Annotated in this window: 22 protein-coding genes and 1 pseudogene; 15 read left to right on the plus strand and 8 right to left on the minus strand. The window is 43.4% G+C overall.

The features are described 5' to 3' along the window. Positions 1 to 3: 3 nt before the first annotated feature. Positions 4 to 687, minus strand: coding sequence for a DUF1129 domain-containing protein (locus tag AB3329_RS00725; RefSeq protein WP_368393815.1), 684 nt, complete (start codon positions 685 to 687; stop codon positions 4 to 6). Positions 688 to 993: 306 nt separating this feature from the next. Continuing rightward, the gene (locus tag AB3329_RS00730) at positions 994 to 1,938 is read right to left on the minus strand and encodes a magnesium transporter CorA family protein (protein ID WP_067060088.1); all 945 of its coding nucleotides are present in this window, start codon (positions 1,936 to 1,938) and stop codon (positions 994 to 996) included. 258 nt (positions 1,939 to 2,196) lie between these two features. On the opposite strand from AB3329_RS00730, the gene uvrA reads away from it, so the two are divergent. The 10 genes from uvrA to AB3329_RS00780 all read left to right on the plus strand — a co-directional run bounded on the left by uvrA (position 2,197) and on the right by AB3329_RS00780 (position 13,241). Next, on the plus strand, positions 2,197 to 5,022 hold the full coding sequence (gene uvrA, locus AB3329_RS00735) for an excinuclease ABC subunit UvrA (RefSeq protein WP_368393816.1): 2,826 nt from the start codon (positions 2,197 to 2,199) through the stop codon (positions 5,020 to 5,022). A 198-nt stretch (positions 5,023 to 5,220) separates the two neighbouring features. Continuing rightward, on the plus strand, positions 5,221 to 5,910 hold the full coding sequence (locus AB3329_RS00740) for a hypothetical protein (protein WP_368393817.1): 690 nt from the start codon (positions 5,221 to 5,223) through the stop codon (positions 5,908 to 5,910). A gap of 81 nt (positions 5,911 to 5,991) precedes the next feature. Then, positions 5,992 to 6,801, plus strand: coding sequence for an Nmad3 family putative nucleotide modification protein (locus AB3329_RS00745; RefSeq protein ID WP_368393818.1), 810 nt, complete (start codon positions 5,992 to 5,994; stop codon positions 6,799 to 6,801). 348 nt (positions 6,802 to 7,149) lie between these two features. Next, a complete protein-coding gene (locus AB3329_RS00750) occupies positions 7,150 to 7,350 on the plus strand; it encodes a hypothetical protein (protein ID WP_368393819.1) in 201 nt (66 codons plus the stop codon). Positions 7,351 to 7,469: 119 nt separating this feature from the next. After that, complete coding sequence (locus tag AB3329_RS00755; protein ID WP_368393820.1) at positions 7,470 to 8,534, plus strand: M24 family metallopeptidase; 1,065 nt, start codon at positions 7,470 to 7,472, stop codon at positions 8,532 to 8,534. Positions 8,535 to 9,080: 546 nt separating this feature from the next. Next, positions 9,081 to 9,551, plus strand: coding sequence for a deoxycytidylate deaminase (locus AB3329_RS00760; RefSeq protein ID WP_368393821.1), 471 nt, complete (start codon positions 9,081 to 9,083; stop codon positions 9,549 to 9,551). A 74-nt stretch (positions 9,552 to 9,625) separates the two neighbouring features. Next, positions 9,626 to 10,186: an elongation factor P gene (gene efp, locus AB3329_RS00765; protein ID WP_067060098.1), complete on the plus strand. Its 561-nt coding sequence runs from the start codon at positions 9,626 to 9,628 to the stop codon at positions 10,184 to 10,186. A 31-nt stretch (positions 10,187 to 10,217) separates the two neighbouring features. Beyond that, the gene (locus AB3329_RS00770; RefSeq protein WP_368393822.1) at positions 10,218 to 10,607 is read left to right on the plus strand and encodes an Asp23/Gls24 family envelope stress response protein; all 390 of its coding nucleotides are present in this window, start codon (positions 10,218 to 10,220) and stop codon (positions 10,605 to 10,607) included. Next, on the plus strand, positions 10,600 to 11,046 hold the full coding sequence (nusB, locus tag AB3329_RS00775; protein ID WP_368393823.1) for a transcription antitermination factor NusB: 447 nt from the start codon (positions 10,600 to 10,602) through the stop codon (positions 11,044 to 11,046). Before AB3329_RS00770 ends, nusB begins: the two co-directional genes overlap by 8 nt. A gap of 731 nt (positions 11,047 to 11,777) precedes the next feature. Further along, positions 11,778 to 13,241: a glycoside hydrolase family 32 protein gene (locus tag AB3329_RS00780; protein ID WP_368393825.1), complete on the plus strand. Its 1,464-nt coding sequence runs from the start codon at positions 11,778 to 11,780 to the stop codon at positions 13,239 to 13,241. 114 nt (positions 13,242 to 13,355) lie between these two features. On the opposite strand, the gene AB3329_RS00785 is transcribed toward AB3329_RS00780, so the two are convergent. Together AB3329_RS00785 and AB3329_RS00790 are read right to left on the minus strand one after the other, a co-directional pair. Beyond that, positions 13,356 to 14,321: a LacI family DNA-binding transcriptional regulator gene (locus tag AB3329_RS00785; protein WP_368393826.1), complete on the minus strand. Its 966-nt coding sequence runs from the start codon at positions 14,319 to 14,321 to the stop codon at positions 13,356 to 13,358. Next, complete coding sequence (locus AB3329_RS00790) at positions 14,302 to 15,759, minus strand: sucrose-6-phosphate hydrolase (protein ID WP_368393827.1); 1,458 nt, start codon at positions 15,757 to 15,759, stop codon at positions 14,302 to 14,304. Before AB3329_RS00790 ends, AB3329_RS00785 begins: the two co-directional genes overlap by 20 nt. A gap of 194 nt (positions 15,760 to 15,953) precedes the next feature. Between AB3329_RS00790 and AB3329_RS00795 the strand changes: the two genes are divergently transcribed. Beyond that, positions 15,954 to 17,867, plus strand: coding sequence for a sucrose-specific PTS transporter subunit IIBC (locus AB3329_RS00795; RefSeq protein WP_067060110.1), 1,914 nt, complete (start codon positions 15,954 to 15,956; stop codon positions 17,865 to 17,867). A gap of 353 nt (positions 17,868 to 18,220) precedes the next feature. On the opposite strand, the gene AB3329_RS00800 is transcribed toward AB3329_RS00795, so the two are convergent. Together AB3329_RS00800 and AB3329_RS00805 are read right to left on the minus strand one after the other, a co-directional pair. Then, positions 18,221 to 19,558 carry an NtaA/DmoA family FMN-dependent monooxygenase gene (locus AB3329_RS00800; protein ID WP_368393828.1) on the minus strand — a complete coding sequence of 446 codons (1,338 nt, stop codon included), beginning with the start codon at positions 19,556 to 19,558 and terminating at the stop codon, positions 18,221 to 18,223. Positions 19,559 to 19,561: 3 nt separating this feature from the next. Next, positions 19,562 to 20,542 carry an NAD(P)H-dependent flavin oxidoreductase gene (locus tag AB3329_RS00805; RefSeq protein ID WP_368393829.1) on the minus strand — a complete coding sequence of 327 codons (981 nt, stop codon included), beginning with the start codon at positions 20,540 to 20,542 and terminating at the stop codon, positions 19,562 to 19,564. A gap of 117 nt (positions 20,543 to 20,659) precedes the next feature. Here AB3329_RS00805 and AB3329_RS00810 point away from each other — a divergent pair, with 117 nt between their 5' ends. Next, a complete protein-coding gene (locus AB3329_RS00810) occupies positions 20,660 to 21,028 on the plus strand; it encodes a TetR/AcrR family transcriptional regulator (protein WP_368393830.1) in 369 nt (122 codons plus the stop codon). Between the two features lie 90 nt (positions 21,029 to 21,118). Here AB3329_RS00810 and AB3329_RS00815 read toward each other — a convergent pair whose 3' ends face one another. After that, positions 21,119 to 21,475 (minus strand): hypothetical protein, encoded by a 357-nt coding sequence (locus AB3329_RS00815; protein ID WP_368393831.1) that lies wholly within the window; start codon positions 21,473 to 21,475, stop codon positions 21,119 to 21,121. Further along, a pseudogene (locus AB3329_RS00820) lies at positions 21,475 to 21,883 on the minus strand (Y-family DNA polymerase); the annotation flags it as partial. The gene AB3329_RS00815 and the pseudogene AB3329_RS00820, both read right to left, overlap by 1 nt. A 133-nt stretch (positions 21,884 to 22,016) precedes the next feature. Between AB3329_RS00820 and scrK the strand changes: the two are divergent. The 3 genes from scrK to AB3329_RS00835 all read left to right on the plus strand — a co-directional run bounded on the left by scrK (position 22,017) and on the right by AB3329_RS00835 (position 25,876). Further along, positions 22,017 to 22,898 (plus strand): fructokinase ScrK, encoded by an 882-nt coding sequence (gene scrK / locus AB3329_RS00825; RefSeq protein ID WP_368393832.1) that lies wholly within the window; start codon positions 22,017 to 22,019, stop codon positions 22,896 to 22,898. A gap of 144 nt (positions 22,899 to 23,042) precedes the next feature. After that, positions 23,043 to 23,819: a MurR/RpiR family transcriptional regulator gene (locus AB3329_RS00830; RefSeq protein WP_368393833.1), complete on the plus strand. Its 777-nt coding sequence runs from the start codon at positions 23,043 to 23,045 to the stop codon at positions 23,817 to 23,819. Positions 23,820 to 24,580: 761 nt separating this feature from the next. Continuing rightward, the gene (locus tag AB3329_RS00835; RefSeq protein ID WP_368393834.1) at positions 24,581 to 25,876 is read left to right on the plus strand and encodes a PTS sugar transporter subunit IIC; all 1,296 of its coding nucleotides are present in this window, start codon (positions 24,581 to 24,583) and stop codon (positions 25,874 to 25,876) included. Positions 25,877 to 26,070 lie beyond the last annotated feature (194 nt).

Consider the following 26,070-nt stretch of genomic DNA (forward strand, 5'->3'; position numbering starts at 1 on the left):
GAGTTAAGGCCGTCCTTGCTGGGCGGTCAAGGCGTTTAAAATATTATATTTTCGTTTAAGATAGAAGCGTACAGCAAGTGATCCGCCGCCAAGAACAACTAAAGCATACCAAGGGAGCTGCGGGTTGAGACTGGTCGGCAGGAGGGCGGTGGCAGAATAAATAAGCACAAAGGCCAGCATAGCAGCGCCCAAGATAAAGAAGGTTTTGAGCCGTCCTGGACGCTGGCTCTTTTCTTTGCCCATATGCCGGTAAAGAAAGTGGTAAGTAGCGTACATAACAGCGCCGGCTCCAAATCCCAGTGTTATCAGTGTAAAGAGGCCCGTAGCTGCCGTATTGCTGTTGAAGAGCATAAGGATACCATTAAGCAGTGCCACGATTCCCAGAAAAAGCAGGGACGTATCCAGCCACATCAGCCATGGATTGGTATTTTTTTCTTGCTGGTCTGCTGCAGTGCTGCCGGAGCTCCTTTTTTCAGGGGAAAAGGCAGAAGCCCAGGCTGTCGGCGAACCGAGGAAGGAGCGGGCGGGGATTCCTTTTTTCTGATTTTCCAGTATTTCCGGCAGAATGTCTTTAAGAATGGCTTGAGTCTCAGTTTCTGTTTTGCCATCTTCCGTAAGCTGACGCATAGCAATGCGGATAAATTCTTGATTTTTTCTGGTCAATTGTGATAGTATTTCTTGCTCCATGATTTCTCCTTAAATTAAGATACAAAGGCCGTAAAAAGAGCACAGCAAAAATAGGAAAATTGACGAAGAGTCGCTAAGACTCTAGGAAATTTTATCTTTTTTGCACAGCTCTTAGGCCGTGTTCAGTTCTAAAAAGATACAAAGGCCGTAAAAAGAGCACAGCAAAAATAGGAAAATTGACGAAGAGTCGCTAAGACTCTAGGAAATTTTATCTTTTTTGCACAGCTCTTAGGCCGTGTTCAGTTCCATCAAGTTTTGCTCTTGATTGGAATAGCTGGTTAATGCCAAGTTCTCAGTTAGCCTGAGTTAAAACCATTTTTTTCTGATGAAATAGACAACAACGATAGCGCTCATTATTGAAGCGATTAAAACGATATACCAAAATGCGTGTTCCAAACCGTTTAAAGGCAGCCAATTGTTTTTAAAGTTCATGCCGTAGGCGGAAAAGATAACTGTAGGAATATCCAGCGCCATTGTCATCAGGGCCAGCGTTTTCATAATGGTATTCTGGTTATTATTGATAATTGAAGCGGTGGTTTCAGTCATGGCATTTAAGACATTTTCGTAAATCCCTGCCATCTCAATCGCCTGTTGTGTTTCAATCAAAGTATCTTCCAGAAGATCTTCGTCTTCGATATATTTTTTGAGGCTGCTGGTACTGCTGGAGAGTTTTTTGACGATACGCTCGTTAAATTTAAGCGAAGCCTTTAAATAAACAATAGATTTCTCCAGCTCCATCATATCAATCAGCTGTTCGTTCCGAGTCGCACCTTCCAGCTGAGCCTCAATTTTATCGCTTTGCCTGTCAATAGTCCGCAGGGCTGCCAGATAGAGTTCGGCGTTGCGGTACAGGAGCTGAAAGACAAAACGGGTCTTCATAAAAGTATAGAAGTTGCGCACCCGTCGGTTGTAAAAATGATCAAAGAGTGTCAGTTCTTCCAAACAGGTCGTAATAACAGCGTTTTTGGTTACAATGATACCTAAAGGAATCGTGACATAGTAGCTCTTATTATTGCGCTCCTCATAGGTTGGGACGTCAACAATAATAATGGTATAGTTATCTTCGACAGAAATACGGGAGGTCTCTTCTACGTCAAGCGGAGCCCGTAAATCAGAAATGTCAATGTGGAACTGTTCAGCCAGCTGACTTGACTCTTCCTGGGAGGGGTTGACCAGATTGATCCAAGCACCCGGCTCGAAACTTTCAATTTCTTTGAATTCCAATGCTGTTGAAAGAAACATTTGCTTCATGACAAGCCCTCCTTCGAAATAAGATACCGTGCTGACAGTTTAAACCAAGCAGAAAAGATGCCGTACAGGGAGGCAAAGCCTGCTGTTTTATCAAATAGTAACAGCCAGCCCTGTATTGCTTGTCATCAACTGAAGCACACTGTTCTATTATACTATAATTGTTGAATTTTGGGGCAAGAGATTACGATAAATTTTTGATATAATAATACAGACAGTTAGATAGGAGGGTATGTTTTCAAAAAGAAGCATACAGAAATTATGCAGGATAAATTGGTGATACACGGGGCCAGAGCCCATAATTTAAAAAACATTGATGTTGAAATACCGCGTGATAAACTGGTGGTTGTGACCGGTCTTTCCGGTTCAGGGAAATCAAGTTTGGCCTTTGATACTATTTATGCGGAAGGCCAGCGCCGCTATGTTGAAAGTCTGTCGGCCTATGCCCGGCAGTTCCTCGGGAATATGGAAAAACCAGATGTTGACTCAATTGACGGGCTCAGTCCGGCTATTTCTATTGACCAAAAAACGACCAGTAAAAATCCTCGCTCGACAGTAGGAACAGCAACGGAGATTAATGATTATCTGCGTCTGCTCTATGCGCGTGTAGGGGTGCCTTACTGTATTAACGGCCATGGTGCGATTACCGCTTCATCCGTCGAACAGATTACAGACCAGATTCTGCAGCTACCGGAACGGACTCGGATGCAGATATTAGCCCCTGTTGTCCGTCGAAAAAAAGGCCAGCATAAAACTGTTTTTGCCAGAATACAAAAGGATGGCTATGTTCGTGTCCGTGTTGACGGAGAAATCTTTGATATTGCAGAAGTTCCCGACTTATCAAAAAGCAAACTCCATAATATAGAGATTGTCGTTGACCGACTGGTTAATAAAGAAGGTATACGAAGTCGCCTCTTTGATTCCATCGAGGCTGCCCTGCGTTTAGCCGACGGCTATGTTATCATTGATACGATGGACGGCAATGAGCTGCTTTTTTCAGAGCATTACTCCTGCCCGGTCTGTGGTTTCACGGTACCGGAATTAGAACCCAGACTCTTCTCTTTCAACGCTCCTTTTGGCTCCTGCCCGACCTGTGATGGGTTGGGGAGCAGGCTGGAAGTAGACTTGGATTTAGTTATCCCTGACAAAAGCAAAACGCTGCGTGAGGGGGCTCTGGCTCCGTGGAATCCCATCTCTTCTCAGTATTATCCGGCTATGTTAGAGCAGGCTATGACTGCTTTTGGTATCGATATGGATACGCCTTTTGCCGATTTATCAGAGGATGATCAAAACATCATCCTTTACGGTTCCGGTGACCGGGAGTTTCATTTCCATTATATCAATGACTTTGGCGGCGAGCGTGACCTTGATTTGCCTTTTGAAGGCGTCGCTCGTAATATTGACCGGCGCTATCATGAAACAGCCAGTGATTTCACCCGCAATGTCATGCGCGGCTATATGAACGAACTGCCCTGTGTGACTTGCGGCGGCTATCGGCTGAATGAACAGGCTCTCTGTGTCCGGGTCGGTGGAGAGAAAGGTTTGAATATTGGTGAAGTTTCTGACCTATCTATCGCTGATCATTTGGATTTACTGAACCGCATTGAACTGTCGGAGACAGAAAAAACCATTGCTGCTCCGATTGCCAAGGAAATCAAGGATCGCTTGACTTTTCTGCATAATGTCGGCCTGAACTACCTGACGCTTTCGCGTTCTGCGGGGACCCTTTCCGGCGGTGAAAGCCAGCGGATTCGTCTGGCCACTCAAATCGGCTCCAACTTATCCGGAGTTCTCTATATCCTTGACGAACCTTCAATAGGCCTGCACCAGCGCGACAATGACCGCCTGCTTTCAAGCTTGAAAAAAATGCGGGACTTAGGCAATACTCTGATTGTGGTTGAACATGATGAAGACACCATGATGCAGGCGGATTGGCTTATTGATGTTGGTCCGGGTGCAGGTGATTTTGGCGGTGAAATTGTAGCTTCAGGGACGCCCAAGCAAGTAGCTAAAAGCAAGGCCTCCATTACCGGTCAGTACCTATCAGGCAAACAGGCCATTGCCGTTCCTTCAGAGCGGCGTGCAGGCAATGGGCGTTTCCTTGAGATTAAAGGAGCGGCCGAAAACAATCTGCAAAATTTAGATGTCCGTTTTCCTCTGGGGAAATTTATCGCGGTGACCGGTGTGTCCGGTTCAGGCAAATCTACCCTAGTTAACGGGATTCTCAAAAAAGCTGTTGCCCAAAAACTAAACCGCAACTCGGCTAAACCCGGTAAATACCGTTCAATAACAGGGATTGAGCACTTAGAACGTCTGATCGATATCGATCAAAGTCCTATTGGCCGGACTCCGCGTTCCAATCCTGCTACTTATACCGGAGTTTTTGACGATATTCGGGATTTATTTGCTAAAACAAATGAAGCTAAAATCCGCGGCTACAAGAAGGGACGCTTTTCTTTCAATGTTAAGGGAGGCCGCTGTGAGGCCTGTTCCGGCGACGGTATCATCAAGATTGAGATGCATTTTTTGCCGGATGTTTATGTTCCCTGCGAAGTCTGCCATGGGACCCGTTATAACAGCGAGACTTTGGAAGTTCACTACAAGGAAAAAAACATTGCCCAAATCCTCGATATGACCGTCAATGATGCTGTTGATTTCTTTGCTCCCATTCCTAAAATTGCCCGCAAACTGCAGACGATTAAGGACGTCGGACTGGGTTATGTCACATTGGGACAGCCTGCAACGACCCTTTCAGGAGGAGAAGCACAGCGTATGAAACTGGCCTCGGAACTCCATAAACGCTCAACGGGCAAGAGCCTCTATATCTTAGACGAACCGACAACAGGTCTCCACACGGACGATATTAAACGTCTCCTTAAGGTTCTTGAGCGTTTTGTGGACGACGGCAATACCGTTCTTGTCATCGAACACAATCTTGATGTGATTAAGACAGCTGACCACATTATAGATTTAGGTCCGGAAGGCGGTGTCGGAGGCGGAACTGTCGTTGCTACAGGCACTCCGGAAGAAGTCGCACAAATCACAGAAAGCTTTACAGGCCAGTACCTCAAATCAAAATTAAAATAAACACAGATCCGGCTGAGCTGCTGGATTTTTTGCGTGTTTTTTACCTTTTTTTCTTGACAAATTGCTTGATATACTACCTATATCAAGGCTTGACTTTACAGCCAAGCCTTTCTAGCAGCAAAAAACAGTAAGTACAAAGTATATTTGACTGATGTTTCAGAAACTATAGTGTAAGCGCATTCAAAAGGAGAAGCAGTGATGGCAACACAAACACTTATCTATTGTTATCGCATGACGCATGACTATGGTGTCAATCCTTGTACTTTTACTATGGATTATCAGTCTACGCCTGAATTGTTAACCGAAGGCGGCTGCATGAAAGCGATTCGAGCCAATCTTAAGAAGCACTGGGCAGACAAGATAAAGAATAAGGAAATTGATGCTTATATTATGGCAGTTGCAGGCCATTCTGATGATGGCGGCCGTAAAACAGATGTCGCTGGGAAACATTTTATCAGTCCTAAATACAACGGCTTGATTTTTACAGCAAAAATAACAGACATCATGACGAAAACTGAATATTTACGATCACCTATTTCTAAGAATCGGCGGGATGCCTATAATTACCAATGGGAAGCGGAGCAGGATAATTTAGCATTTTCACCTTCTATGCAAGAAGCTGTCATTGTATCTAATGAGTTCAGATATTTTGGGAAATCACCGAAGGTATTGCCTCAGCATATTGTCGAATTGTTTCCTAATGGCAGTCGGGCTATGTTAAGCGGAAAGAAAATGCCCCGCTGGAATCCCAAAAATGGTTTATATTATTCTGATGAACGTCCGCAAGAGACACAGGAACTTTTAGATTTTATTAAAGCTATTTTCCAGTCGGAAGAAGAACCTGTTGTTGATTTGCCTTACTACCCTATTTACATTAATGAAAGCTAGAAGGATTTATGAGTTATTATCAGATATTTTATAATGAATTTTAGCAACACCTCTGTAGATTGATTAGTAAAGGAGAAAAAAATGAAAATTATATTGTCAAGAAAAGGATTTGATAAATCAAACGGCGGTTTCCCAAGTCCTATCTTGCCTGATGGAACCTTATTATCATTGCCGATACCTGCTAAGAATGATTTTCTGACCTTTGATGAACTGGAATATGATGGTGTCGCTTATGCTGATATTTTGAGACAGTTGCGGGGAAAAGAAGATGAATTTAACCATTCTCACTGTCATCTTGACCCGGATATTCGAAAACAGGTCCGGAAAATATCAATACCAGACTGGCAGCCGGCTTTTGGGCAGATTAACTCAGCCCAAGGTTTTTTAAGGAATCAGCAGGTTGGACTTGGTGACCTGTTTTTGTTTTTTGGCTGGTTTAGACAAACTGAAGGGGATTTAAAGACTGGGACGTTGAGATTTAAAAAGGATGCCCCAGATTTAAGTGTCATTTACGGTTACCTGCAAATTGGTGACCTGATTAATCAGCCCGAGAAATTGCAGACCGCCTATCCTTGGCACCCGCATTCTCACAGTTTTCGTGCTGAGAAAGCTACCAATATGCTTTATTTAGCAAGTGAAAGTCTAAGCTTTAATAAACCGCTTAGTGGCTCAGGGGTATTTCAGCTTTCAGAAAATAAAATCCTGACTATGCCTGGGGCGACTCGTTCTGTTTGGAAGGAGATTGACGCTCTGTCTCCAGATAATCTCCGCGGCAGTCATAAAAATTCTGCTCGGAATGGCGGTATTTATTACAGTGGAATTTGGCAGGAAAAAGTTTTAAAAGAAAACGCTCTGTCAGAAGAGTGGGCAAAAGGATTGTTTAAAAAATAAAGATATATGATTTAGAAATGAAGAACAGCCTAAAGTTGTAAAAAAGAGATGCACCATCAGGTGCTGACTTCTCATTTATCTAGCTGTAGCTATCTGAAAGTTTTGTTGTCCTAGCGGCCGACAGCAGCTTTCTAGTTGTCTTGACAGAGGGACATCTGCCAAATTAGAGATTTCGGACTTACCATCAGCCGTAAACGACTGAAAGCTTTGTCGCCTCAGCAGTCGACCGCACCTTTCTAGTCGTTCTGGCAGGGGTGCACCTACGAAATCAAAGATTTCTGGCTTACCACCATTTTCATGCGGGTTTCTTAATGGGCTTTGTATCTTGTTTTAAAGGAGGTGAGAACGATGATAACACTGCAAATTGATAAGGAGTGGAACGGAGATTATACCTTTACGGTTTCTAATACATTCGAGAGCAGAAGCCTCTCTGTACCAAGCTATCAAGTATCGGATTTTGGAATTCAGCAAGCCAAGAATAATATTCAGTTTGCATTTGATTTAGATGACGGTATCTCTAAAGTTAAGCAAGCTTTAGGGATATACTAAGCATATTGCCATTATTTTTTAGAACTCGCTATGAGTTCTTTTCTTTTGCCTGTTTTCCTAGAATTACTGCTGAAATCATGATAGAATAAAGGAAAGCTATATGATGAACAAGGGGGGTTATGGAACAAAGAATCCTCAATTTTGAACGAAAACTTGCTCAGTCGGAGCTCGATGGTTTTCTAGTCACTAATTTGCTGAATATTTATTATTTAACAGGCTTTTCCGGGACTGAAGCAACGGTTTTTATCTCTAAAAACCGCCGGCTTTTTCTGACTGATGCCAGGTACTCTTTGGCGGCTCAAAATACTGTATCGGGATTTGAAATTATTGAAAGTCGCCGGCCTCTGTCAGAAATTGCTGAGATAGTGAAAACTGATCGGCTTTTTCGTCTGGGTTTTGACCACCAAGTAACTTTTGCCTATTACCAGAAACTTCAGACACATTTTGCAGGAATCGATCTGGTTGCGCTGGCCGATTTTACAGAAGAGCTGCGCCTTGTCAAAGATCCCGAGGAAATAGCTGCGATTCGAACGGCCTGCCGTATTACCGACCAAGCCTTTGCTGATGTTTTGGATTTTATTAAGCCGGGGGCGACAACGGAATGGGATCTTGCTAACTTTTTAGACTTTAGAATGCGTCAATACGGGGCTTCCGGTCTTTCTTTTACAACGATAGTCGCCTCAGGCTGCCGATCGGCTATGCCGCATGGGACAGCCACTGACAAGGTGATTCAAAGCGGGGAGATGCTGACTTTGGATTTTGGCTGTTACTACGATCATTACGTCAGCGATATGACTCGCACTGTTCATATTGGTCCGGCGACAGATGAAGAACGTGAGATTTATGATATCGTTTTGCGCGCTAATCAAGCGCTTATAAGAACAGTGAAAGCTGGTCTCAGTTACCGCGATTTTGACAGTATTCCGCGTGAAGTCATTGAACAAGCGAGTTTCGGCCAATATTTTACACATGGGATCGGGCATGGTATTGGTCTTGATGTCCATGAACTCCCTTATTTCAGTGAGACTGACGGGATACTTACAGCAGGTATGGTTGTAACAGATGAACCGGGGATTTATCTTGATAATAAGTACGGTGTCCGTATTGAAGATGACCTTCTAATAACTGAAGATGGCTGTGAGGTTCTAACAGAATCGCCCAAGGAGCTGCTGATATTGTCTTAAAAATTTGTTTAGCTCACAGAGCTAAAAGAGAAAACTGAGCGATTGGTATGGCTAGGAATTCTTCCAAAAGAAGAATTCCAAAGCTGCTCTCTGTTTGCTCCTAGAGATGAGAGAATTTTATGGCTGGGGTCCTGTCCCTCTTTTCTCGGCTAACCGTCAGCCGTAGCCGTCTGAAGGACGATTTTAAAAATAGGCCCTAATGTTTGTTATGGTGTTATGTGCAAGACGCAGTAGCCTAGTGGCACTTTATTCGCTTTTTCAAAGCTTTAAATTGCCTACTAGGCTTTGCGGGGGTGGGACAACGAACTTTGTGGTCTGGGGTTCTGTCCCACTCCCTAGTCGTTCTGGCAGGGGTGCGTCTGCGAAATCATAGATTTCTGGCTTACCGTCAGCCGTAGCCGTCTGAAGGCTTTGCAGTCTTTACAGCCTGCCGCACCCTTCTAGTCGTCTTGGCAGAGGTGCGCAGACGAAATCATAGATTTCTGGCTTACCGTCATTTTTGTTTTCTTCTTTTAATGGGGCTATATGTCTTTGTGGAGTGTGTTTATGGTTAAAGATCAACGTTTATCTTGGCAGGATTATTTTATGGCGAATGCGGAACTGATTTCCAAGCGTTCAACTTGCGACCGCGCGTTTGTGGGGGCCGTTTTGGTTAAAAATAATCGGATTATCGCTACCGGCTATAATGGTGGCGTCTCAGAGACTGACAATTGCAATGAAGTGGGGCACCAAATGGATGACGGCCATTGTATTCGGACTGTGCATGCGGAAATGAATGCCCTGATTCAGTGTGCTAAAGAGGGGATTTCAACTAACAATACAGAGATTTATGTTACCCATTTTCCGTGTATTAACTGTACAAAGGCGCTTTTACAGGCCGGTATAAAGAAGATTACTTATAAGGCCAATTACAATCCGCATCCATTTGCTATTGAACTATTGAAGGCGAAACATGTTCCTTATGTACAGCATGATGTGCCGGAACTTAAACTGGGGAATGGCTCGGACCAGCAGTGAGTCAGAAAAAAATTTGAGCCCCTGCTTATTTTATGATAGAATGAGTTGATAACTATTTATAAGAGGTAAGAAGAATGATTGAAGCAAGCAAGCTTAAAGCTGGGATGACTTTTGAAACGACAGATAATAAATTATTAAAAGTCCTTGAGGCCAGCCACCACAAACCTGGCAAGGGTAACACTGTTATGCGCATGAAACTGCGTGATGTACGGACAGGTTCTACTTTCGATACGACTTACCGTCCGGAAGAAAAATTTGAGCAGGCTATTATTGAAACTCGCTCTGCACAGTATCTCTACCAAATGGACAGCACAGCCTTTTTCATGGATACTGAAAATTATGAGCAGTACGAAATTCCGGTTGCTAATATCGAGCAGGAACTGCTCTATATTCTTGAAAATTCGGAAGTCAAAATCCAATTTTACGGGACGGAGGTTATCGGCATAACAGTACCGACAACTGTTGAATTAACTGTAACTGAGACGCAGCCGTCAATCAAAGGGGCTACCGTAACAGGTTCAGGCAAACCTGCCACTCTGGAAACCGGACTTGTTGTCAATGTGCCGGACTTCATTGAAGAAGGCCAAAAATTAATCATTAATACAGCAGAAGGGACTTATGTTTCGCGTGCCTAAGCCTTGACCCGGAGCTATAGAAAGGACTACTATGACAACTGAAAATATTGGTGATATTGTTATCTCTCCCAGAGTGCTCGAAGTGATTACCGGAATTGCTGCAACTAAAGTTGAAGGCGTTCATTCGCTCCACAATAAAGTCGTAACGGATAGACTCAGTAAAGCTACTCTAAGCAAGGGTGTTTATCTGCAGACTGAAGAGGACGGTACGATTAATACAGATATCTATGTCTATTTGCAGTACGGTGTATCTGTTCCGGAAGTGGCGGTGGCGATTCAAAAAGCTGTCAAGGCTGCTGTTTATGAAATGGCAGATGTTATTGTTTCTTCGGTTAATATCCATGTCCAAGGAATGGTAACTGAGAAGACGGCAAAGCCGGATATGAAATCTCTGTTTGAAGAGGATTTCCTAGATGACTAATACATTTGAAAATTCGCGCCGTGATTTGCGTGAACGCGCATTTCAGACCTTATTCAGCTTAGAATTGGGCGGTGATTCTTTAGGAGCTATGCAGTTTGCTTACGGCTATGATAAGGAGCAGGGAAGTCAGGAGATTCCTGCTTTTCTTTCAGACCTTGTTACAGGGGTTCTTACCTACCAAACAGACTTGGATCGGATAATCAGCCAGCATCTAAAATCAGGCTGGTCTCTGGAGCGTCTGACACTGACTGATAAAACCTTGCTGCGCTTAGGCTTGTATGAAATCAAATATTTCAGTGAAACACCAGACCGTGTAGCCGTTAATGAAATTATCGAAATAGCCAAAAAGTATTCTGATAAGACATCTGCAAAATTCGTTAACGGACTTCTGAGCCAATTCGTCATTGAGGAAAAAGAAGAGGCTGACAGTCTTAACTAAATCATTTTTTAAAACTCATAAAACGGCCTATCTCTATGATTGCTTTATAATCATGGAGGTGGGTCTTTTTTATTAAAATCATTTTTTAATCAGCTGCGACGACAGTTTAAAAAGAATTGCATTATGAAACCGTTTTCGCTATAATGGAAGAAAACGGAATACTGTTGAATTGAACACGGCCTAAACGCTGCGGGAAAAAGACTAGTCAAGCTGAGTGCTGATTTCATTACTATCCAGCCGTAAACATCTGAAGGACGATTTTAAAAATAGGCCTTAATGTTTGTTATAGTGTTATGTGCAAGACGCTAGTCGTCTAGTGGCACTTTATTCGCTTTTTCAAAGCTTTAAATTGCCTACTAGGCTTTGCGGGGGTGCGTCTGCGAAATCAGAGATTTCGGACTTACCGCCTATTTTCCTTTTGCGTTTTATACGGCCTTTGTATCTTTTTGGGACTGAACACGGCCTAAACGCTGCGGGAAAAAGATGTCCTGACTTAGAATCTAGCGATTCGTCAGTCAGTCCCCTATTTTCCTTTTGCGTTCTTAACGGGCTTTGTATCTTGTTTGAACTGAACACGGCCTAAGAGCTGTGCAGTGAAATCATCCAGTGGATGATTTCAGCCCGAACCTAAAAAAGGGAGAGTGAGGGGGCTGGAAATCATAGATTTCTGGCTTACCGTCATTTTTGCTTTGCTCTTTTAACGGCCTTTGTATCTTTTTTAAGGAGGAATTATGAAAGAGTGGACGCTTGCTGAACGTTATCGTGTTTTGGAAGATAAAAGTCAGATAGAAGAGCTTTACAGCCGTATCAGCCGCTCTGATTACCGTCAGGACTATCATGTTCAGCCGATAACCGGCCTCTCCAGCGATCCTAATGGTTTTATTTACCATAAAGGGCAGTGGCATCTTTTTTATCAATGGTGTCCTTGGGGAGCTGTTCACGGGCTGAAATACTGGTATCATGTGCTATCAAAGGATCTGATTCATTGGGAAAATAAAGGTATAGGGCTTGCACCGGATACATTTTATGATAATAAAGGCGTTCATTCAGGTTCCGGTTTTTCATATGACAATAGGCTTTACCTTTTTTATACAGGCAATCACCGTGATGAGAACTGGGTAAGAACACCCTATACTTGTGCAGCCAAGCTCAGTGATTCAGGACAGGTCAGTAAGCTCCCTCAGCCTCTTTTTGGCCCTCATCCTGATTATACAGAGCATCAGCGTGATCCCAAAGTTGTCTACCATGAGGAGAAACAGCGCTATTATATTTTACTTGGAGCTCAATCGAAGGAAGGCAAAGGCAAAATTTTGATTTATACTTCTAAACAGCTCCTTGCAGGTTGGACTTTTGCTGGAGAATTGAAGGTTCCGGGCTATGAAGATTTTGGCGGAATGTGGGAATGTCCGTCAATTGCACAGCTCGGCGGCAGTGATGTTCTTGTTTTTTCACCGCAGTATACCAAGCTCCCTGGAAGAAATGCTAATACAAATCACACAGTTTACCTTATCGGCCGGATGGATTATGACAGCTTAACTTTTACAGCAGAAGGGCCTTATCGCTGCTTAGATTACGGTTTTGACTTCTATGCCGCTCAGTTTGCAGCCAATATTCAGGATAAGAATAAAGCTGTTTTGACTGCTTGGATCGGTCTGCCGGACAACCATTACCCCACAGAAGAAGAGGAATGGGAGGGGAGCCTTTGTTTACCAAGAGAACTGAAAATTTGCAAGGGCCGCTTACTGCAGCAGCCGGTAGAGCAAGTTAAAGAACTGCGGCAGGAAAAGCTGCAAATAAATCAGCAGCAGAATTTGCCAAGAGTCTGTGAGCTTGAAGCTGTCAATAAGGGAACAGATTTCCGTCTGGGCCTCTTTACCAAGTCAGATGGCAGCGGCGGTTTAGAGATTCACTATGATGCCAAAAACAATCTCTGCCTTATTGACCGCAGTCAGATGGATCAGCGCTTTAATCAGGAATTAGGCGAAGAACTGACCCTGCCATTGGAGGCCCCTTTGACTTATTTGTCTGTTTTTATTGACAGATGCTCTGTGGAGCTTTTCTTTAATCAAGGCGAGGCGACTTTCACTACCCACCTCTACCCAATAAGTCAGGACAGCTTTTATACCGTCAGCGGAGAACTGGATTTAGAGATTTGGACCTTAAAAAAAGCTGTAAAAGACAGCTTCATCGTTTAAAAAATAATTAAAAACCATCGTTACCTCCTTATTTGAGGTGTTCGATGGTTTTTATCATAGCGTTTGAAGTCCTTACCGCAATTGGCAAAGAAAGGACGAAGCTCTTTACTTGTCTCAGGTGCTTTTGCCAGAAAGCAGAGTAATCGGCAGAATATATTCTGTTTTTAGTTCCTCTGTCCCTTGAATTTTCTTGAGCAGGAGTTCAACCATTAATTTGGCAATATCACTGATTGGCTGCTTGACTGATGTCAGATAAGGGACGTAGTTTTCAATGAATGCTGTGCCGTCATAGCCGATAATCTTCAGTTCTTCGGGAATTTTAATGCCAAGTTCCTCTGCTAGTTTCATCACCAGCATTGCTGTAACATCGTCAGAAGCAAAAATACCATCTGGTTTTGTCCGTTTGATTAGGTTTTTGATTTCCATGGTTTTTCGAACAGGAGAGAAGTCACTGGAAATATTAACATAAGTGGCATTGGGTAAGACGGAACTGAAACCGACACGCCGTCTGGCCGTTGGAGAGTCGCTGTCGTCATTGCCTGTAATCATGGCAATATTTTGGCAGCCTGCTTTGGCTAAAGTCTGGGCGGCCAGCACACCGCCGGCGAAATTATCAGAAGAAACGACAGGAATATTAGGTGAGAGGTTACGGTCAAAGGCAATAATCGGTGCTGTGACACGATCATAATCAGAAATGCCCAGATTGTGGCTGCCGGAGATAATGCCGTCTACTTGGTTGGCTTCCAGCATCTCCAAATATTCTTTTTCTTTATCAGAGTTATGTTCACTGTTGCAGATAATTGTCTTGTAACCTGCTTCAAAAAATTCATGTTCCAGATGTTCAATTAATTCAGCATAAAAAATATGGCTGATATTTGGGAAAATCAGTCCTACTAGCTGTGCTGATTTTCCCTGCAGGCTGCGGGCCAGATTATTGGGACGGTAGCCCAGTTCCCGCATGGCCTGAGTGACTTTGTCAATTGTCTTTTGTGAAAGATAGCCTTTTCTGTTAATAACGCGTGAAACGGTTGTCGGACTCACTCCGGCTAGCTTTGCAACATCAGTTAGTTTTGCGACCATAGTCTAATTCATAGTATTTTCCGCTGACATTACCGCTTTTTATAAGAATACCCGTCTGGTCTTTATCAGGAAAAACACGTCCGGAAAATACTTTTTCTCCTTTATTAATAAAAATTTCAAAGACTGATTTATCAATGAAGATATTAGCGCTTATCTGACCGGGTTCAACGGAACAGGACCGAGTTTGACCGTATTCCGTGGCATATTGTTCTCCGGCTTGGCTTCTGTCTATAGTAATTTCCCCTTGTTTGCTGTCCACCGCGATTGAAAAACCTTTTCCTTTTTGGTCAGCAAAGAGGATGATTTCAGCTTGTTCTTGAGCTGCGAAAGTTAATTCAAGTTCATAGACATTAGTGGTAGAAGGCAGACTGTCGAAGATTTTGCCCTCGTCTTTGCGCAGACTGACAATCGCTTCTACAGGGTACTGATAGAGCTTGCCGTCTTTGATTTTCAGCTCTTTAACCAGCGAGAGAACACCTTGGTAGTCAAATTTATCTGTTGGGTAGGCAATATCAGGCAGTCCCAGCCAGCTGACTGTGAGGGCGCGTCCGTCCGGCGCATTGAAACCTTGAGTAGCATAGGCTTCAAACCCATAATCCAGATTTTGGATAGCTGACGGATTTGTAAGCTTTCCGGTCTCGGCTTCAAATGACTGAGCGATTTTATACATATTAGGGTAGATATTGCGGTAATCATTGATGCTTTTATCCAGTCCCTGCGGGCAGTAGAGCAGGACAGGCTGCTTGTCGACAAAAACGAGATTGGGGCATTCCATCATATAAGCAGTCCCGTCATTGGCAAAATCTAAGTCAGCTGCAAAACTCCATGTTTTGTAATCGCGATTATCTGCTTTATAGAGTTTGATAAGCCCTTTTTTATTTTTATCCTGAGCACCGATTAGGGCATAATATTCACCTTCATAGTAAAAAATCTGCGGGTCGCGGAAATGTGCTGTAACATCGTCAGGCTGTGCGATCAGTGCCTTTGGAACTTTTTCCCAGTTTCCTTTGCTGTCAAGGAGCGCGCCGTTTTGATAGGTCTGACGCAGCCAGTTTTCATCACGGACATTGCCGGTATAGAAGATGAACAGTTTATCACCAAACTGCATGGCTGAACCGGAATACATGCCATGACTGTCTAGGGGACTGTCAGGGGTTAAAACTGTTCCGGTCTCTTCAAAATGGACTAAGTCGGTTGATTCTGTCTGTACCCAGGACTTCAGGCCGTGAGCAGCCCCGAAAGGAAAGTACTGATAAAAAAGCTGCCATTTGCCTTTGAAGAAGGAAAAGCCATTGGGATCATTTAACAATCCATAAGGGGGTTCGATATGAAAATTAGTATGCCAGGGAGAACGGGCTGCGTTTTCCCTGATCTTTTTCATCTCGGCCTCTGACCAGTCAGCATAAGGCCTGTATTTTTGCTCGCGTGTTAGCGCCATTTGTGCCTCCGTGTAATTAACTTTATAATTCTATAATAGACGTTTTCAGAGCAAAAAGCAATTAAATGTGGTAAAAAAACAAGTTCGAACAAATTTATGTAAAACGCTTGACATATTTTAGAAAAATGTTACAATGGTAATACGATGAAAGTGAAACGCTTTCAAAAATATTTTTTAGAGGAGCTTTTTGCCACATGGATAATGCACAAATTGCAAAACAGGTTGTCGATGCCATCGGCGGTGTGGACAATGTCCGCAGTGTCACCCACTGTGCTACACGTCTTCGTGTCATGGTCAAAGACGAATCGGTTATCGATAAAGACACAGTTGAAAATATTGACAAAGTTCAAGGTGCCTTCTTTAATTCAGGTCAGTACCAAATTATTTTTGGGACCGGAACGGTTAACAAGATTTATGATGAAGTCGTAGCTCTTGGTTTGCCGACAGCTTCTAAAGAAGAGCAAAAAGAAGAAGCGGCCAAACAAGGAAACTGGTTCCAGCGTGCCGTTCGGACTTTTGGCGATGTTTTCGTTCCTTTGCTTCCGGCAATTGTCGCTACAGGTCTTTTTATGGGGATTCGCGGTGCCATTGCACAGGATGAGATTTTGCAGTTTTTCGGGACTACTGCCGAAGAATTTCAGTCTACCAATTTTTACACCTATACAGTTGTTTTAACTGATACAGCCTTTGCTTTCTTCCCAGCTTTAATTTCTTGGTCAGCCTTTCGTGTGTTCGGCGGCAATCCAGTTATCGGTCTGGTTTTGGGGCTGATGATGGTCAACTCTGCCCTGCCAAATGCTTGGGCAGTTGCTTCCGGTGATGCCACACCGATTTATTTCTTCGGATTTGTTCCGGTAGTCGGCTACCAAAACTCGGTTCTGCCAGCCTTCTTTGTCGGTTTGCTCGGTGCTAAGCTGGAAAAATGGCTGCACAAGAAGATTCCGGATGTTCTTGACCTTCTGGTTGTTCCTTTCCTGACCTTTACCATCATGTCCATCTTGGCTCTCTTTGTTATTGGTCCAATCTTCCATACAGTAGAAGACTATGTATTGGCAGCAACAGAGTTCCTGCTCAATCTGCCATTGGGGCTTTCCGGCTTAATTATCGGAGGTCTTCATCAAGTTATCGTGGTAACAGGTGTTCACCACATCTTCAACCTGCTGGAATCTCAGTTGATTGCTAATAACGGTGCCGATCCGTTTAATGCGATTATCACTGCTGCAATGACTGCTCAAGCAGGAGCAACTTTAGCGGTTGGTGTCAAAACGAAATCTGCTAAGTTAAAAGCTTTGGCTTTCCCAGCTGCTCTTTCTGCCGGCCTTGGAATCACTGAACCGGCTATCTTCGGGGTTAACCTGCGCTTTGGGAAACCATTTATCGTCGGTTTGATTGCCGGTGCTGCCGGCGGCTGGCTGGCTTCCATTCTTGGCCTTGCAGGTACTGGTTTTGGGATTACTATTATTCCGGGAACTCTTCTTTATCTTAACGGTCAGCTTTTGCAGTATGTCATCATGGTTTTGGCAACAACAGCTCTTTCCTTCACCTTGACATATATGTTTGGCTATAGCGATGAAGAAGAAGTGGCTAATACTGAAGCAACCGCAGCTCCGGTTGTTGAAGAAAAAGTTGTTGAAGAAGCTCCTGTCGCTTTAGCTGATACAACCGTTCAAGCACCGCTTTCCGGTGAAGTTGTAGCTCTTGAAAATGTCAACGATCCAGTATTTGCCAGCGGTGCCATGGGACAAGGTTTGGCTATTAAACCAAGTGAGGATGCTGTTTACGCACCGGCTGATGCTGAAGTCACCATTGCTTTTGAAACAGGCCACGCTTACGGACTGAAGACAGAAACCGGAGCAGAAATTTTAATTCATATCGGTATTGATACTGTTTCAATGGACGGAGACGGCTTTGTTAAAAATGTTTCTGCCGGACAGAAAGTCAAAGCAGGCGATAAGCTTGGTTCATTTGACTCAAGTAAAATTGCTGCTGCCGGACTTGATAATACCACGATGATTATTGTAACGAACTCAACTGACTTTTCTTCAGTTGAAGGATTGGCCAGCGGTTCAGTTAAACAGGGTGATGACTTGCTTAAAGCAGCAAAATAATGGCTGTCTGAGAGCTGGTCAAAATAGGATTTTAGACGAAAAACAGCAGTCCTGTCTGCCAAAGACGGTTTCACCTTGTTAAGACAGCAAAAGAATAAGAAAATCCCTTCTCACATGCAGTGAGGAGGGATTTTTTAACCGATAAACGATATATTTTAGACAAAATGGTCCTGGTTGGAGTAAATCAGACTGACCATATCCTCGTAAGGCACTGCAAAGATAACAAACTCTCCCTAAGCCTCTTCCTGGCCTCGTCCCAAGAGTTGAACGGAGATATCAGCCTGTTCAAAGTGCTTCGTGCTTCTCTAAAGCCTTTCCCATCTTTCCTTGACCAATAATGCTTACGGTAGGGCTCATTTTTCTCCACCCTCTTTTCGCACACCGTACTGGTAATCAATACCGAAATGCTCACGCAGGGTGTCACCCTCATAGTCCTCATGAAAGATACCACGTTCTTGGAGGACTGGGACAACTTCATCCACAAAGCGAGGCAAATCAGCTTCATAGACATCTGGCATTACCCAGAAGCCATCAGCAGCACCAGCTTCAAACCAGTCTGTCAAGTGATCGGCCACATCTTCAGCTGTACCGACAGCGGCCGGGTGGTAATCAATTACGGAGTGGTAAACCACTTCACGCAGGGTCCAACCTTCACGGGCTACTCGTATAACATTTTCAAGCCTTGGGTCGCTGTATGGGGTCACCTGAACAGCATCCAAAATCTCTTTAGCAATCGGTCTTTCAATATCCGCAGGCGTAAAGTTAACACCCAAAAGGTAGCCGATATGAGCGATACGTTGCATGAGGGTCTCTCCAGTGATAAAGGTAGCATGGCGATCAATGGCTTCCTTCTTGCTATCGCCTAGCAGGGGCATGATACCAGCGATAAACTTGATGTCATCAGCATTACGACCATTAGCAACAGCAGCCTCACGGAGAGCCTGACGTATAGCTTGACCTTGCTCAATCGTCCAAACCTCACCGACAAAGACGTCAGCGTATTTCCCAGCAAAGGCAATGCTATTTTCAGAACCACCTGAGTGGATAATGACAGGTTGCCCCTGCTTAGAAGGTGGGATTGGGAGGGTTCCTGATGTTTGGACGTATTCTCCTTTGATAGTGATGTTTTTGACCTGGTCGTAGTCAGCAAATTCCTGATTTTTATGGTCTAGTTTAAGGGCATCTTCGCCCCAGGTAGCCCAGAGGTGTTGCACAGTCTCGACAAATTCAGACGCCTTCCCATAGCGGTCAAAGCTACTTGGCAAATTGACACCATAAGCATTGGCACTGACACCGTTAGCACCCGTTACTGCATTCCAGGCTGCCCGTCCCTTGCTGACAGCGTCCAAGGTCTTGAACTGTCTGGCCAACTCGTAAGGATTGGACCAAGAGGTCGCTCTTGTGATACCCATGCCGATATGTTTAGTATGGCTACTGATGATGGTCGCCAGCAAAAGCGGATCCATCCCCATAGTCTGCATATCGCCATTGTCGCTGGCCTTAATGCCTGGGAAATCTCCAAAAAACATGAACTGGAATTTCCCTTTTTCAGCCAACTGAGCAGCCTTAATATCTACTGAAACATCTGGATAACTTTCCAATTTGACAGCAGGATCCATCCAAGACCTAAAATTCAACCCAGCCGCACCAAACATAGCAAGACCCAATACCATTTGTTTTTGTTCTGTCATATCTTACACAAAATCCTTAATACCAGCCATCAATTTATCCATGATTACAGCTACTGGCTCAATCTTGTCAATCATGGAAATGCCCAAACCAAAGGAAGCAAAGCCCTTGCTGAGATCACCAAAGAGCATACCGTCCCGCATACCGTCATAGCCCCGCTGAATTTCAAAAATGTCCTCTTCAGTCGCACCGCTATTACTCATCTCTAAGAGCTTGTTAGGAATTTCTCCTGGAAGCGAACGGTAGTAAGCTGGTACAGTACGATAAAGCAAGAGATCAGAAGCATTTGACTTGAGCGCCAAGTCCTTGATGTTTTGAGCAAGAATAGATTCCGCTGACATCATAAAGGCTGTACCTACATAGAGCCCTTCTGCCCCCAAAGCGAAGGCTGCTCGGGCTGTACGGGCATCCGCTATACCTCCAGCAGCCATGACAGGCACACGCCCCTTGGCAGCATCTACAATCATGGGTACGACCGAGAAAGTCCCAATGACTTTTGTAGGAACCGTTCCACCCTCGTCAAAGCCAGTTGCTACAATAATGTCCGCACCTCCTTGGATAGCCTCTTCTGTGTTTTCCACGGTTGGCGTCTCAGCACGAAAGACTACCTTAATACCTTTTTCTTTAAATTTTTGAGTCCAGTATGCTGAAAACTGTCCTACCATAACGGCTACTTGCACCCCTTCTTCAACCATAAGGTCCATCATCGGCTGGGTAAAAATATCCGTCAATTCATGACTAGGGGCTACGTTCAAACCTAGGGGTTTATCTGTGATTTCCCGAGCAATACGAATCTCACGGCGCATATTTTCGACGGTTTCTTCTACTGTTGTCGCGGCGACTGTTTGACCAGCACTAATACCGAGGACTCCCAACCCCCCAGCAGCACTGACTGCTGCAGCATAGCGACCATTTGTCAACCAGGCCAAAGGCCCCTGAATGATTGGTTTTTCAATCCCCAAAATTTCTGTCATCCGATTTGCCATTTGTCTTCTCCTTGCACTTTTGTTATATTGAATATATTACACCTGTCATTTAATTTGGTCAATTGACAAAGTCTGACCACCTGTCACTTATATGACAAAAGAAAGGAAACTGTCATTTTGAAACAAGATTTACGCTTTGCAAGAACCGAAAAAGCCATCCAAAAAGCCTTTTTAGACCTGCTACAGGAAAAGGAGATTGGAAGCATCTCTGTCAAAGAGATGTGTGACCTAGCTGAAATCTCCCGAAATGCCTTTTACCAGCACTATGAGAGCAAGGAACACCTCTACCAGAGCATGCTTCAGCAAATCCTCTTTTCCATCGAGGAGGCCTGCCGACCAGTAGTTAGCGACTTAGCAACTGTCACTGAGGCGGAAAGCCGCCTCTTTCTGGTCAATATCCTTCTGGCTGTAGAGCAAAACCGCTTTATCATCGATCGACTCCTATCCAGCCAGCCATCTTTTCAGCCGCCTTTAAAGACATGCTAGTAGCTGCCACCCTCCAGGGAAGTCAGGAGATTGAAGCTGACCTTGATCCGGCCTTTTACCATGTCTTTGCTGCTGGTGTAGTAGCCTTTGTTAGTTACTGGTTGCTAGAAAGTAGTTACAGTTTTGAGGAGGCTCAAGAAAAAATCTATACAATTTTGGGGCAGGTAAAAGCTGTCTAATCCTTGGATATTTCTGTCCTGTCCTTGATAGGTGACTTTTTTGATTATTTTGCTTAACGTCAAAATACCCCTTTAATTGCCCCGCATAGAGCTGTGAGATGAGCGTTAATTTACCTAGTAAGGTTAGTTCATCTGAAAAATTGACTTTATGTTTCTCCTCACCTAAAGATGTTGTATGCTCGGACAAGAAAAAGCCTATCCACTTCATCATCCCACGGTCTTGATGCTCTCTTGCTGATTGAAACGGTAAGTAACTTCTATCCACCATTAGCTAAGTCTATCCAAACCACCTGACGAATGCCCACCAACCAACTGACTTCTTGCAATGACTTTTGAGCCATCTGTTAAAGCATTGGCTTTCAATAATGCTGTAAAACCAAACTGTTGCCTGATAGTATCAATAGCCGATTGAAGCCTTTCTTTATTTCTCTTTGTCCTACATCATCAAAAAGTGAAATAAGACCGAAAGAGTCATCCACTAGTTGAGAGTAGTAAACGCTGATATTTCTATCCGCACCAGCACTATATTTCTTGTGAAACAGTGCCAAGATATGATTCTTCAATAGTTCAGCCTGATTAGTTGGTTCAACTTTCATTTGAGTGTGAATACTTTTTTGTTCTCACTACGAGAATAGCCTACTCCTATCGAAACACAAATCGTTTTCTTCCCAGCTTTTTTAATATACAAAGCCTTCAGTCCTCTATAGCTAGGGCAAAAGTATCAAATGCTTATCCTATCTTTTAATTGACTGTAATTAATGCTATAATATAAATGATTTTTAAATATAATTGATGTTGAGGTTTTTACAATGGCAAAATTATATGGCAGTGTTGAAGCAGGCGGTACAAAATTTGTCTGCGCAGTAGGCGATGCTGATTTTCAGATTGTTGAAAAGGTGCAGTTTCCGACTACAACTCCCTATGAAACAATTGAAAAAACAGTCGCTTTCTTTAAAAAGTTTGAAGCCGATCTGGCAGGGGTTGCTATCGGTTCCTTTGGTCCTATTGATATTGATGAAAATTCACAAACCTACGGTTTTATTACCACAACCCCTAAACCGAATTGGGCTGATGTGGATTTAGTAGGATTGATTTCAAAGGATTTCAAGATTCCTTTCTATTTTACGACTGATGTGAACAGTTCTGCTTATGGCGAAGCCCTTGTGCGTAAAGGGGTTAACAGTCTGGTTTATTATACGATTGGAACCGGCATCGGGGCAGGTGCGATTCAAAATGGTGAATTTATCGGCGGTCTCGGCCACACTGAGGCTGGCCATGTTTATATGGCACTGCATCCTAAAGATGTTGCTGATGAATTTTCAGGAACCTGTCCTTTCCACAAGGGCTGTCTGGAGGGCTTGGCCGCAGGTCCCAGCTTAGAAGCACGGACGGGAATTCGCGGTGAGGAGATTGCTCAAAATGCTGATGTCTGGGAAATTCAGGCCTACTATATTGCTCAGGCGGCTATACAAGCTACGGTTCTCTACCGCCCGCAGGTTATTGTCTTTGGCGGCGGTGTTATGGCGCAAGAGCACATGATTAAACGAGTGCGCAGCAAATTTACAGCTCTCTTAAATGATTATCTGCCAGTGCCGGATGTTGAGAGCTATATTGTAACACCTGCTGTTGCTGAGAATGGCTCCGCAACACTTGGAAATTTTGCGCTTGCAAAGAAAGTTGCTGAACGCTAAATTTGCCAGCCAATCGGATTGGGAGAATGTGAGCCCATCTGATTTTATCTGATAGACCTAATAAGGAGCAGAAAAGATTTAACAGTCATTTTCTCTGCTCTTTTTATAGTAAAAAGAGTTACTGCTGTCCTAAGAGAGGAATTTATGAATTTTAAAGAACGTATTTCCATTCAGTTTACTAATTTGACTAAAACAGATAAAAAAATTACAAATATCCTCTTAAAACATCCGGAGTATTTAATTGAACACAGTGCCCAAGAGGCTGCTGAACTGATGAAAACCTCGCCGGCTGCACTGGTCAGATTAGCTAAGAAAATCGGGCATAAGGGGCTGGCAGATTTTAAGATATCTTTGGAAGATTATGCCCAACATGAACCAAGAGAAGATGTCTATTTAGAAAGACCGCTGCTGACCAAGGTTATTGATAATTATCGGAAAAACCTCCATTTATTAGAAATGCAGCTGGATGAGGAGCAGCTGGAGCGGATTTCAGAGATATTAGCTAAAGCCCCACAAATCAAAATTTTAGGAATCGGAAGTTCCGGCTTAGTTGCTGAGCACATGGTCTATTTTTTGCTTTATCAAGATAAGTATACGGAGAGTGTGACCAGTAAAACGAAAATGTACTACCTTTCCCGGAGTCTGACAGCAGAAGATGTCCTGCTGATTTATTCTGTTTCCGGCAATAAAGACTATGAAGAATTGTTTGCAGCGGTGAAAGAGACAGGGGCGCAGCTTATTGTTGTAACAATGAATGACCATGCCGATATTAGAAAAATCGCAGCAGAATTTGTTTTACTGCCATCAAATTTGACTAATTTAGGGAGTTCATCCGGGGAAATATACCAGCTGGATAATCGGTCGCTGTTTTTAGTTTTTTCGGAAATTTTAGCTGCCTATATCCACAAAAAATTAAAGTAAATATCATTTTACTAAAAAAGAAGAACAGATCTTATTTGACCTGTTCTTCTTTTTTGTTTTGTGCCTAATTGCTGTTTGCAAGCTGGAGCGGATATCAGTAAAATAAATTTTATTTATAAAAAATATATTGAAATTTATTTCAATAATGTTATAATAGGTTTGCGAGCAGTTTTCTGCTGCTCAAAATAACTATAGGCCTAAAGAGCTGTGAAGCGCCAATGGCGGACCGAACTTGAAAATGGAGAGTGAGGGGGCCTTATAAACTGTGTCATTGCTTTGCTCTTTTAACGGGCTTTGTATCGGTGAATTGAACACGGCCTAAGCTCTTTGCAAAAAAGATATGGCTAAGTTTAGAATTGATTTCAAGTTAGCTAGCCGTAAACGACTGAAAGTTTTGTCGCCTTAACAGTCGACCGCACCTTTCTAGTCGTTCTGGCAGGGGTGCGCCTACGAAATCACAGATTTCTGGCTTACCGCCATTTTTGCTGTGAGCTTTTAACGGGCTTTGTATCTTGTTGGAATTGAACACGGCCTAAAATCCTAGTGAAAAAGATGCCTGCCATCGTGATGCCAGCATCACTTGTCAGTCCCTATTTTCATACGGATTTTTTAACGGCCTTTGTATCTTGTTAATTGAACACGGCCTAAGAGCTGTGCAAAAAAGACAGCCCTCCCTTGAGTCTTTAGTGACTCGGCGGTCAGGCTCCTATTTTTGCTTTGCTCTTTTAACGGCCTTTGTATCTTTATTAAAGGAGAATGTCATGAATAAATTTATGGACATGCTGAGTCAGAAAATTTTGCCGCTGGCTACAGCTCTGGGGAACAATAAGTATCTTTTGGTTTTGCGTGATGCCTTCATGCTGTCTTTTCCCCTGACGATGTTTGGCTCACTGATTGTGGTTTTTAATAATCTGCCTTTTTGGCCTGATAGTTTAAAAACTCAGTTTGCTGATCTTTTTGGCAATGGGCAAAGTGCTACTATGTCAATTATGACTGTATTTGTATCGCTTGGAATCGGTTATTATATGGCTAAAGTGGAAGAGCTTGAAGAAGGGCTTTTCAGCGCTGTGGTTTCCCTAGCTGCATTCCTTATTTTAACGCCCTTTTTCTTTGACGTGTTAAATGATGACGGAGAAATGGTAGCTACAGCAACAGGTGCACTGAGTTTGGACCGGCTGGGTGCTAAGGGGATGTTTTTAGGTATCCTGACTTCTTTTTTTGCTGCTAAACTGTTTGTCTATTTAACTAAAAAAGGTTTTACTATAAAAATGCCTGACAGTGTTCCTCCGGCAGTTTCTAAATCTTTTTCTGCTCTGATTCCTGCTATTGGGACACTGATGCTTTTTCTGTTTCTTAATGCCGGAATGGCGGTTGTTTTTAAGACGAATCTGCATGATGTCGTTTACGATATTATCCAACAACCGCTTACCGGCTTAGGCACCAGCTTACCGGCAACGATATTGGCTGTCTTTCTGGTGCAGTTTCTCTGGTTTTTCGGCCTGCACGGGCAGGTTATCATCAACTCTGTATTTGAGCCTTTTTGGCAAGCTAATATGCTGGATAATGCCCGCCTGACTCAGCAGGGAGCAGAACTGTTGGCTCAGCAGGGGCATATTGTTACCAAATCATTTATGGATACCTTTACTGTCGGTTTAGGCGGATCTGGTTCAACATTAATTGTTGTCGTGATGATGGCCTTTATGATGAAGCAGAAGCAATATCGAGAGGTCGGCCGCTTTGCTTTGGGACCTGGGATTTTCAATGTTAATGAACCGGTCATCTTTGGTCTGCCTATGGTGATGAATGCCAGTATCTTTATCCCTTGGCTCTTAGCGCCGATTGTGTCAGCAGCCATTGCTTATCTTGGTTTTGCAAGTGGTTTGGTACCTTTGACAACAGGGGCTCAGGTTCCGTGGACCATGCCGATTTTTATTTCCGGATTTTTGGCAACAAATTCCATTATGGGATCCCTGCTGCAGCTGGTTCAGGTTCTTGTTATTGCGCTGATTTGGTTCCCATTTTTGAAATTAATTGACCGCGCACAGATTGCGGAATAATGGGAAAACAACAAAGGCAGAGCCGGAAAAAGCCATTCCGGCTTTTTCTTGGTAGGGAGAAATAATCAAAGAACGATTATTCATTGTGTTTAATTTTAAAAAAGGTGCTAGTATTTAAATTTTTACTCAATGGACATCCCTATTGCTATTAGCTTGCGATAAACTCTTAAGTTTGCAATTTGAAATGAGAGGAG

The organism is Streptococcus huangxiaojuni, assembly GCF_040930515.1.
In the GTDB taxonomy this organism is placed as follows: Bacteria; Bacillota; Bacilli; order Lactobacillales; family Streptococcaceae; genus Streptococcus; species Streptococcus huangxiaojuni.

Bases quoted from the DNA above. Each gene is read 5' to 3' on its own strand.
- AB3329_RS00760 (WP_368393821.1), top strand. From the start codon at position 9,081: ATGGTTAAAGATCAACGTTTATCTTGGCAGGATTATTTTATGGCGAAT.
- scrK (WP_368393832.1), top strand. From the start codon at position 22,017: ATGGCAAAATTATATGGCAGTGTTGAAGCAGGCGGTACAAAATTTGTC.
- AB3329_RS00785 (WP_368393826.1), bottom strand. From the start codon at position 14,321: ATGGTCGCAAAACTAACTGATGTTGCAAAGCTAGCCGGAGTGAGTCCG.
- AB3329_RS00780 (WP_368393825.1), top strand. From the start codon at position 11,778: ATGAAAGAGTGGACGCTTGCTGAACGTTATCGTGTTTTGGAAGATAAA.
- AB3329_RS00795 (WP_067060110.1), top strand. From the start codon at position 15,954: ATGGATAATGCACAAATTGCAAAACAGGTTGTCGATGCCATCGGCGGT.
- AB3329_RS00805 (WP_368393829.1), bottom strand. From the start codon at position 20,542: ATGGCAAATCGGATGACAGAAATTTTGGGGATTGAAAAACCAATCATT.
- AB3329_RS00730 (WP_067060088.1), bottom strand. From the start codon at position 1,938: ATGAAGCAAATGTTTCTTTCAACAGCATTGGAATTCAAAGAAATTGAA.
- AB3329_RS00835 (WP_368393834.1), top strand. From the start codon at position 24,581: ATGAATAAATTTATGGACATGCTGAGTCAGAAAATTTTGCCGCTGGCT.
- AB3329_RS00750 (WP_368393819.1), top strand. From the start codon at position 7,150: ATGATAACACTGCAAATTGATAAGGAGTGGAACGGAGATTATACCTTT.
- AB3329_RS00770 (WP_368393822.1), top strand. From the start codon at position 10,218: ATGACAACTGAAAATATTGGTGATATTGTTATCTCTCCCAGAGTGCTC.
- AB3329_RS00800 (WP_368393828.1), bottom strand. From the start codon at position 19,558: ATGACAGAACAAAAACAAATGGTATTGGGTCTTGCTATGTTTGGTGCG.
- nusB (WP_368393823.1), top strand. From the start codon at position 10,600: ATGACTAATACATTTGAAAATTCGCGCCGTGATTTGCGTGAACGCGCA.
- uvrA (WP_368393816.1), top strand. From the start codon at position 2,197: ATGCAGGATAAATTGGTGATACACGGGGCCAGAGCCCATAATTTAAAA.
- AB3329_RS00740 (WP_368393817.1), top strand. From the start codon at position 5,221: ATGGCAACACAAACACTTATCTATTGTTATCGCATGACGCATGACTAT.
- efp (WP_067060098.1), top strand. From the start codon at position 9,626: ATGATTGAAGCAAGCAAGCTTAAAGCTGGGATGACTTTTGAAACGACA.
- AB3329_RS00815 (WP_368393831.1), bottom strand. From the start codon at position 21,475: ATGGTGGATAGAAGTTACTTACCGTTTCAATCAGCAAGAGAGCATCAA.
- AB3329_RS00725 (WP_368393815.1), bottom strand. From the start codon at position 687: ATGGAGCAAGAAATACTATCACAATTGACCAGAAAAAATCAAGAATTT.
- AB3329_RS00755 (WP_368393820.1), top strand. From the start codon at position 7,470: ATGGAACAAAGAATCCTCAATTTTGAACGAAAACTTGCTCAGTCGGAG.
- AB3329_RS00790 (WP_368393827.1), bottom strand. From the start codon at position 15,759: ATGGCGCTAACACGCGAGCAAAAATACAGGCCTTATGCTGACTGGTCA.
- AB3329_RS00745 (WP_368393818.1), top strand. From the start codon at position 5,992: ATGAAAATTATATTGTCAAGAAAAGGATTTGATAAATCAAACGGCGGT.
- AB3329_RS00830 (WP_368393833.1), top strand. From the start codon at position 23,043: ATGAATTTTAAAGAACGTATTTCCATTCAGTTTACTAATTTGACTAAA.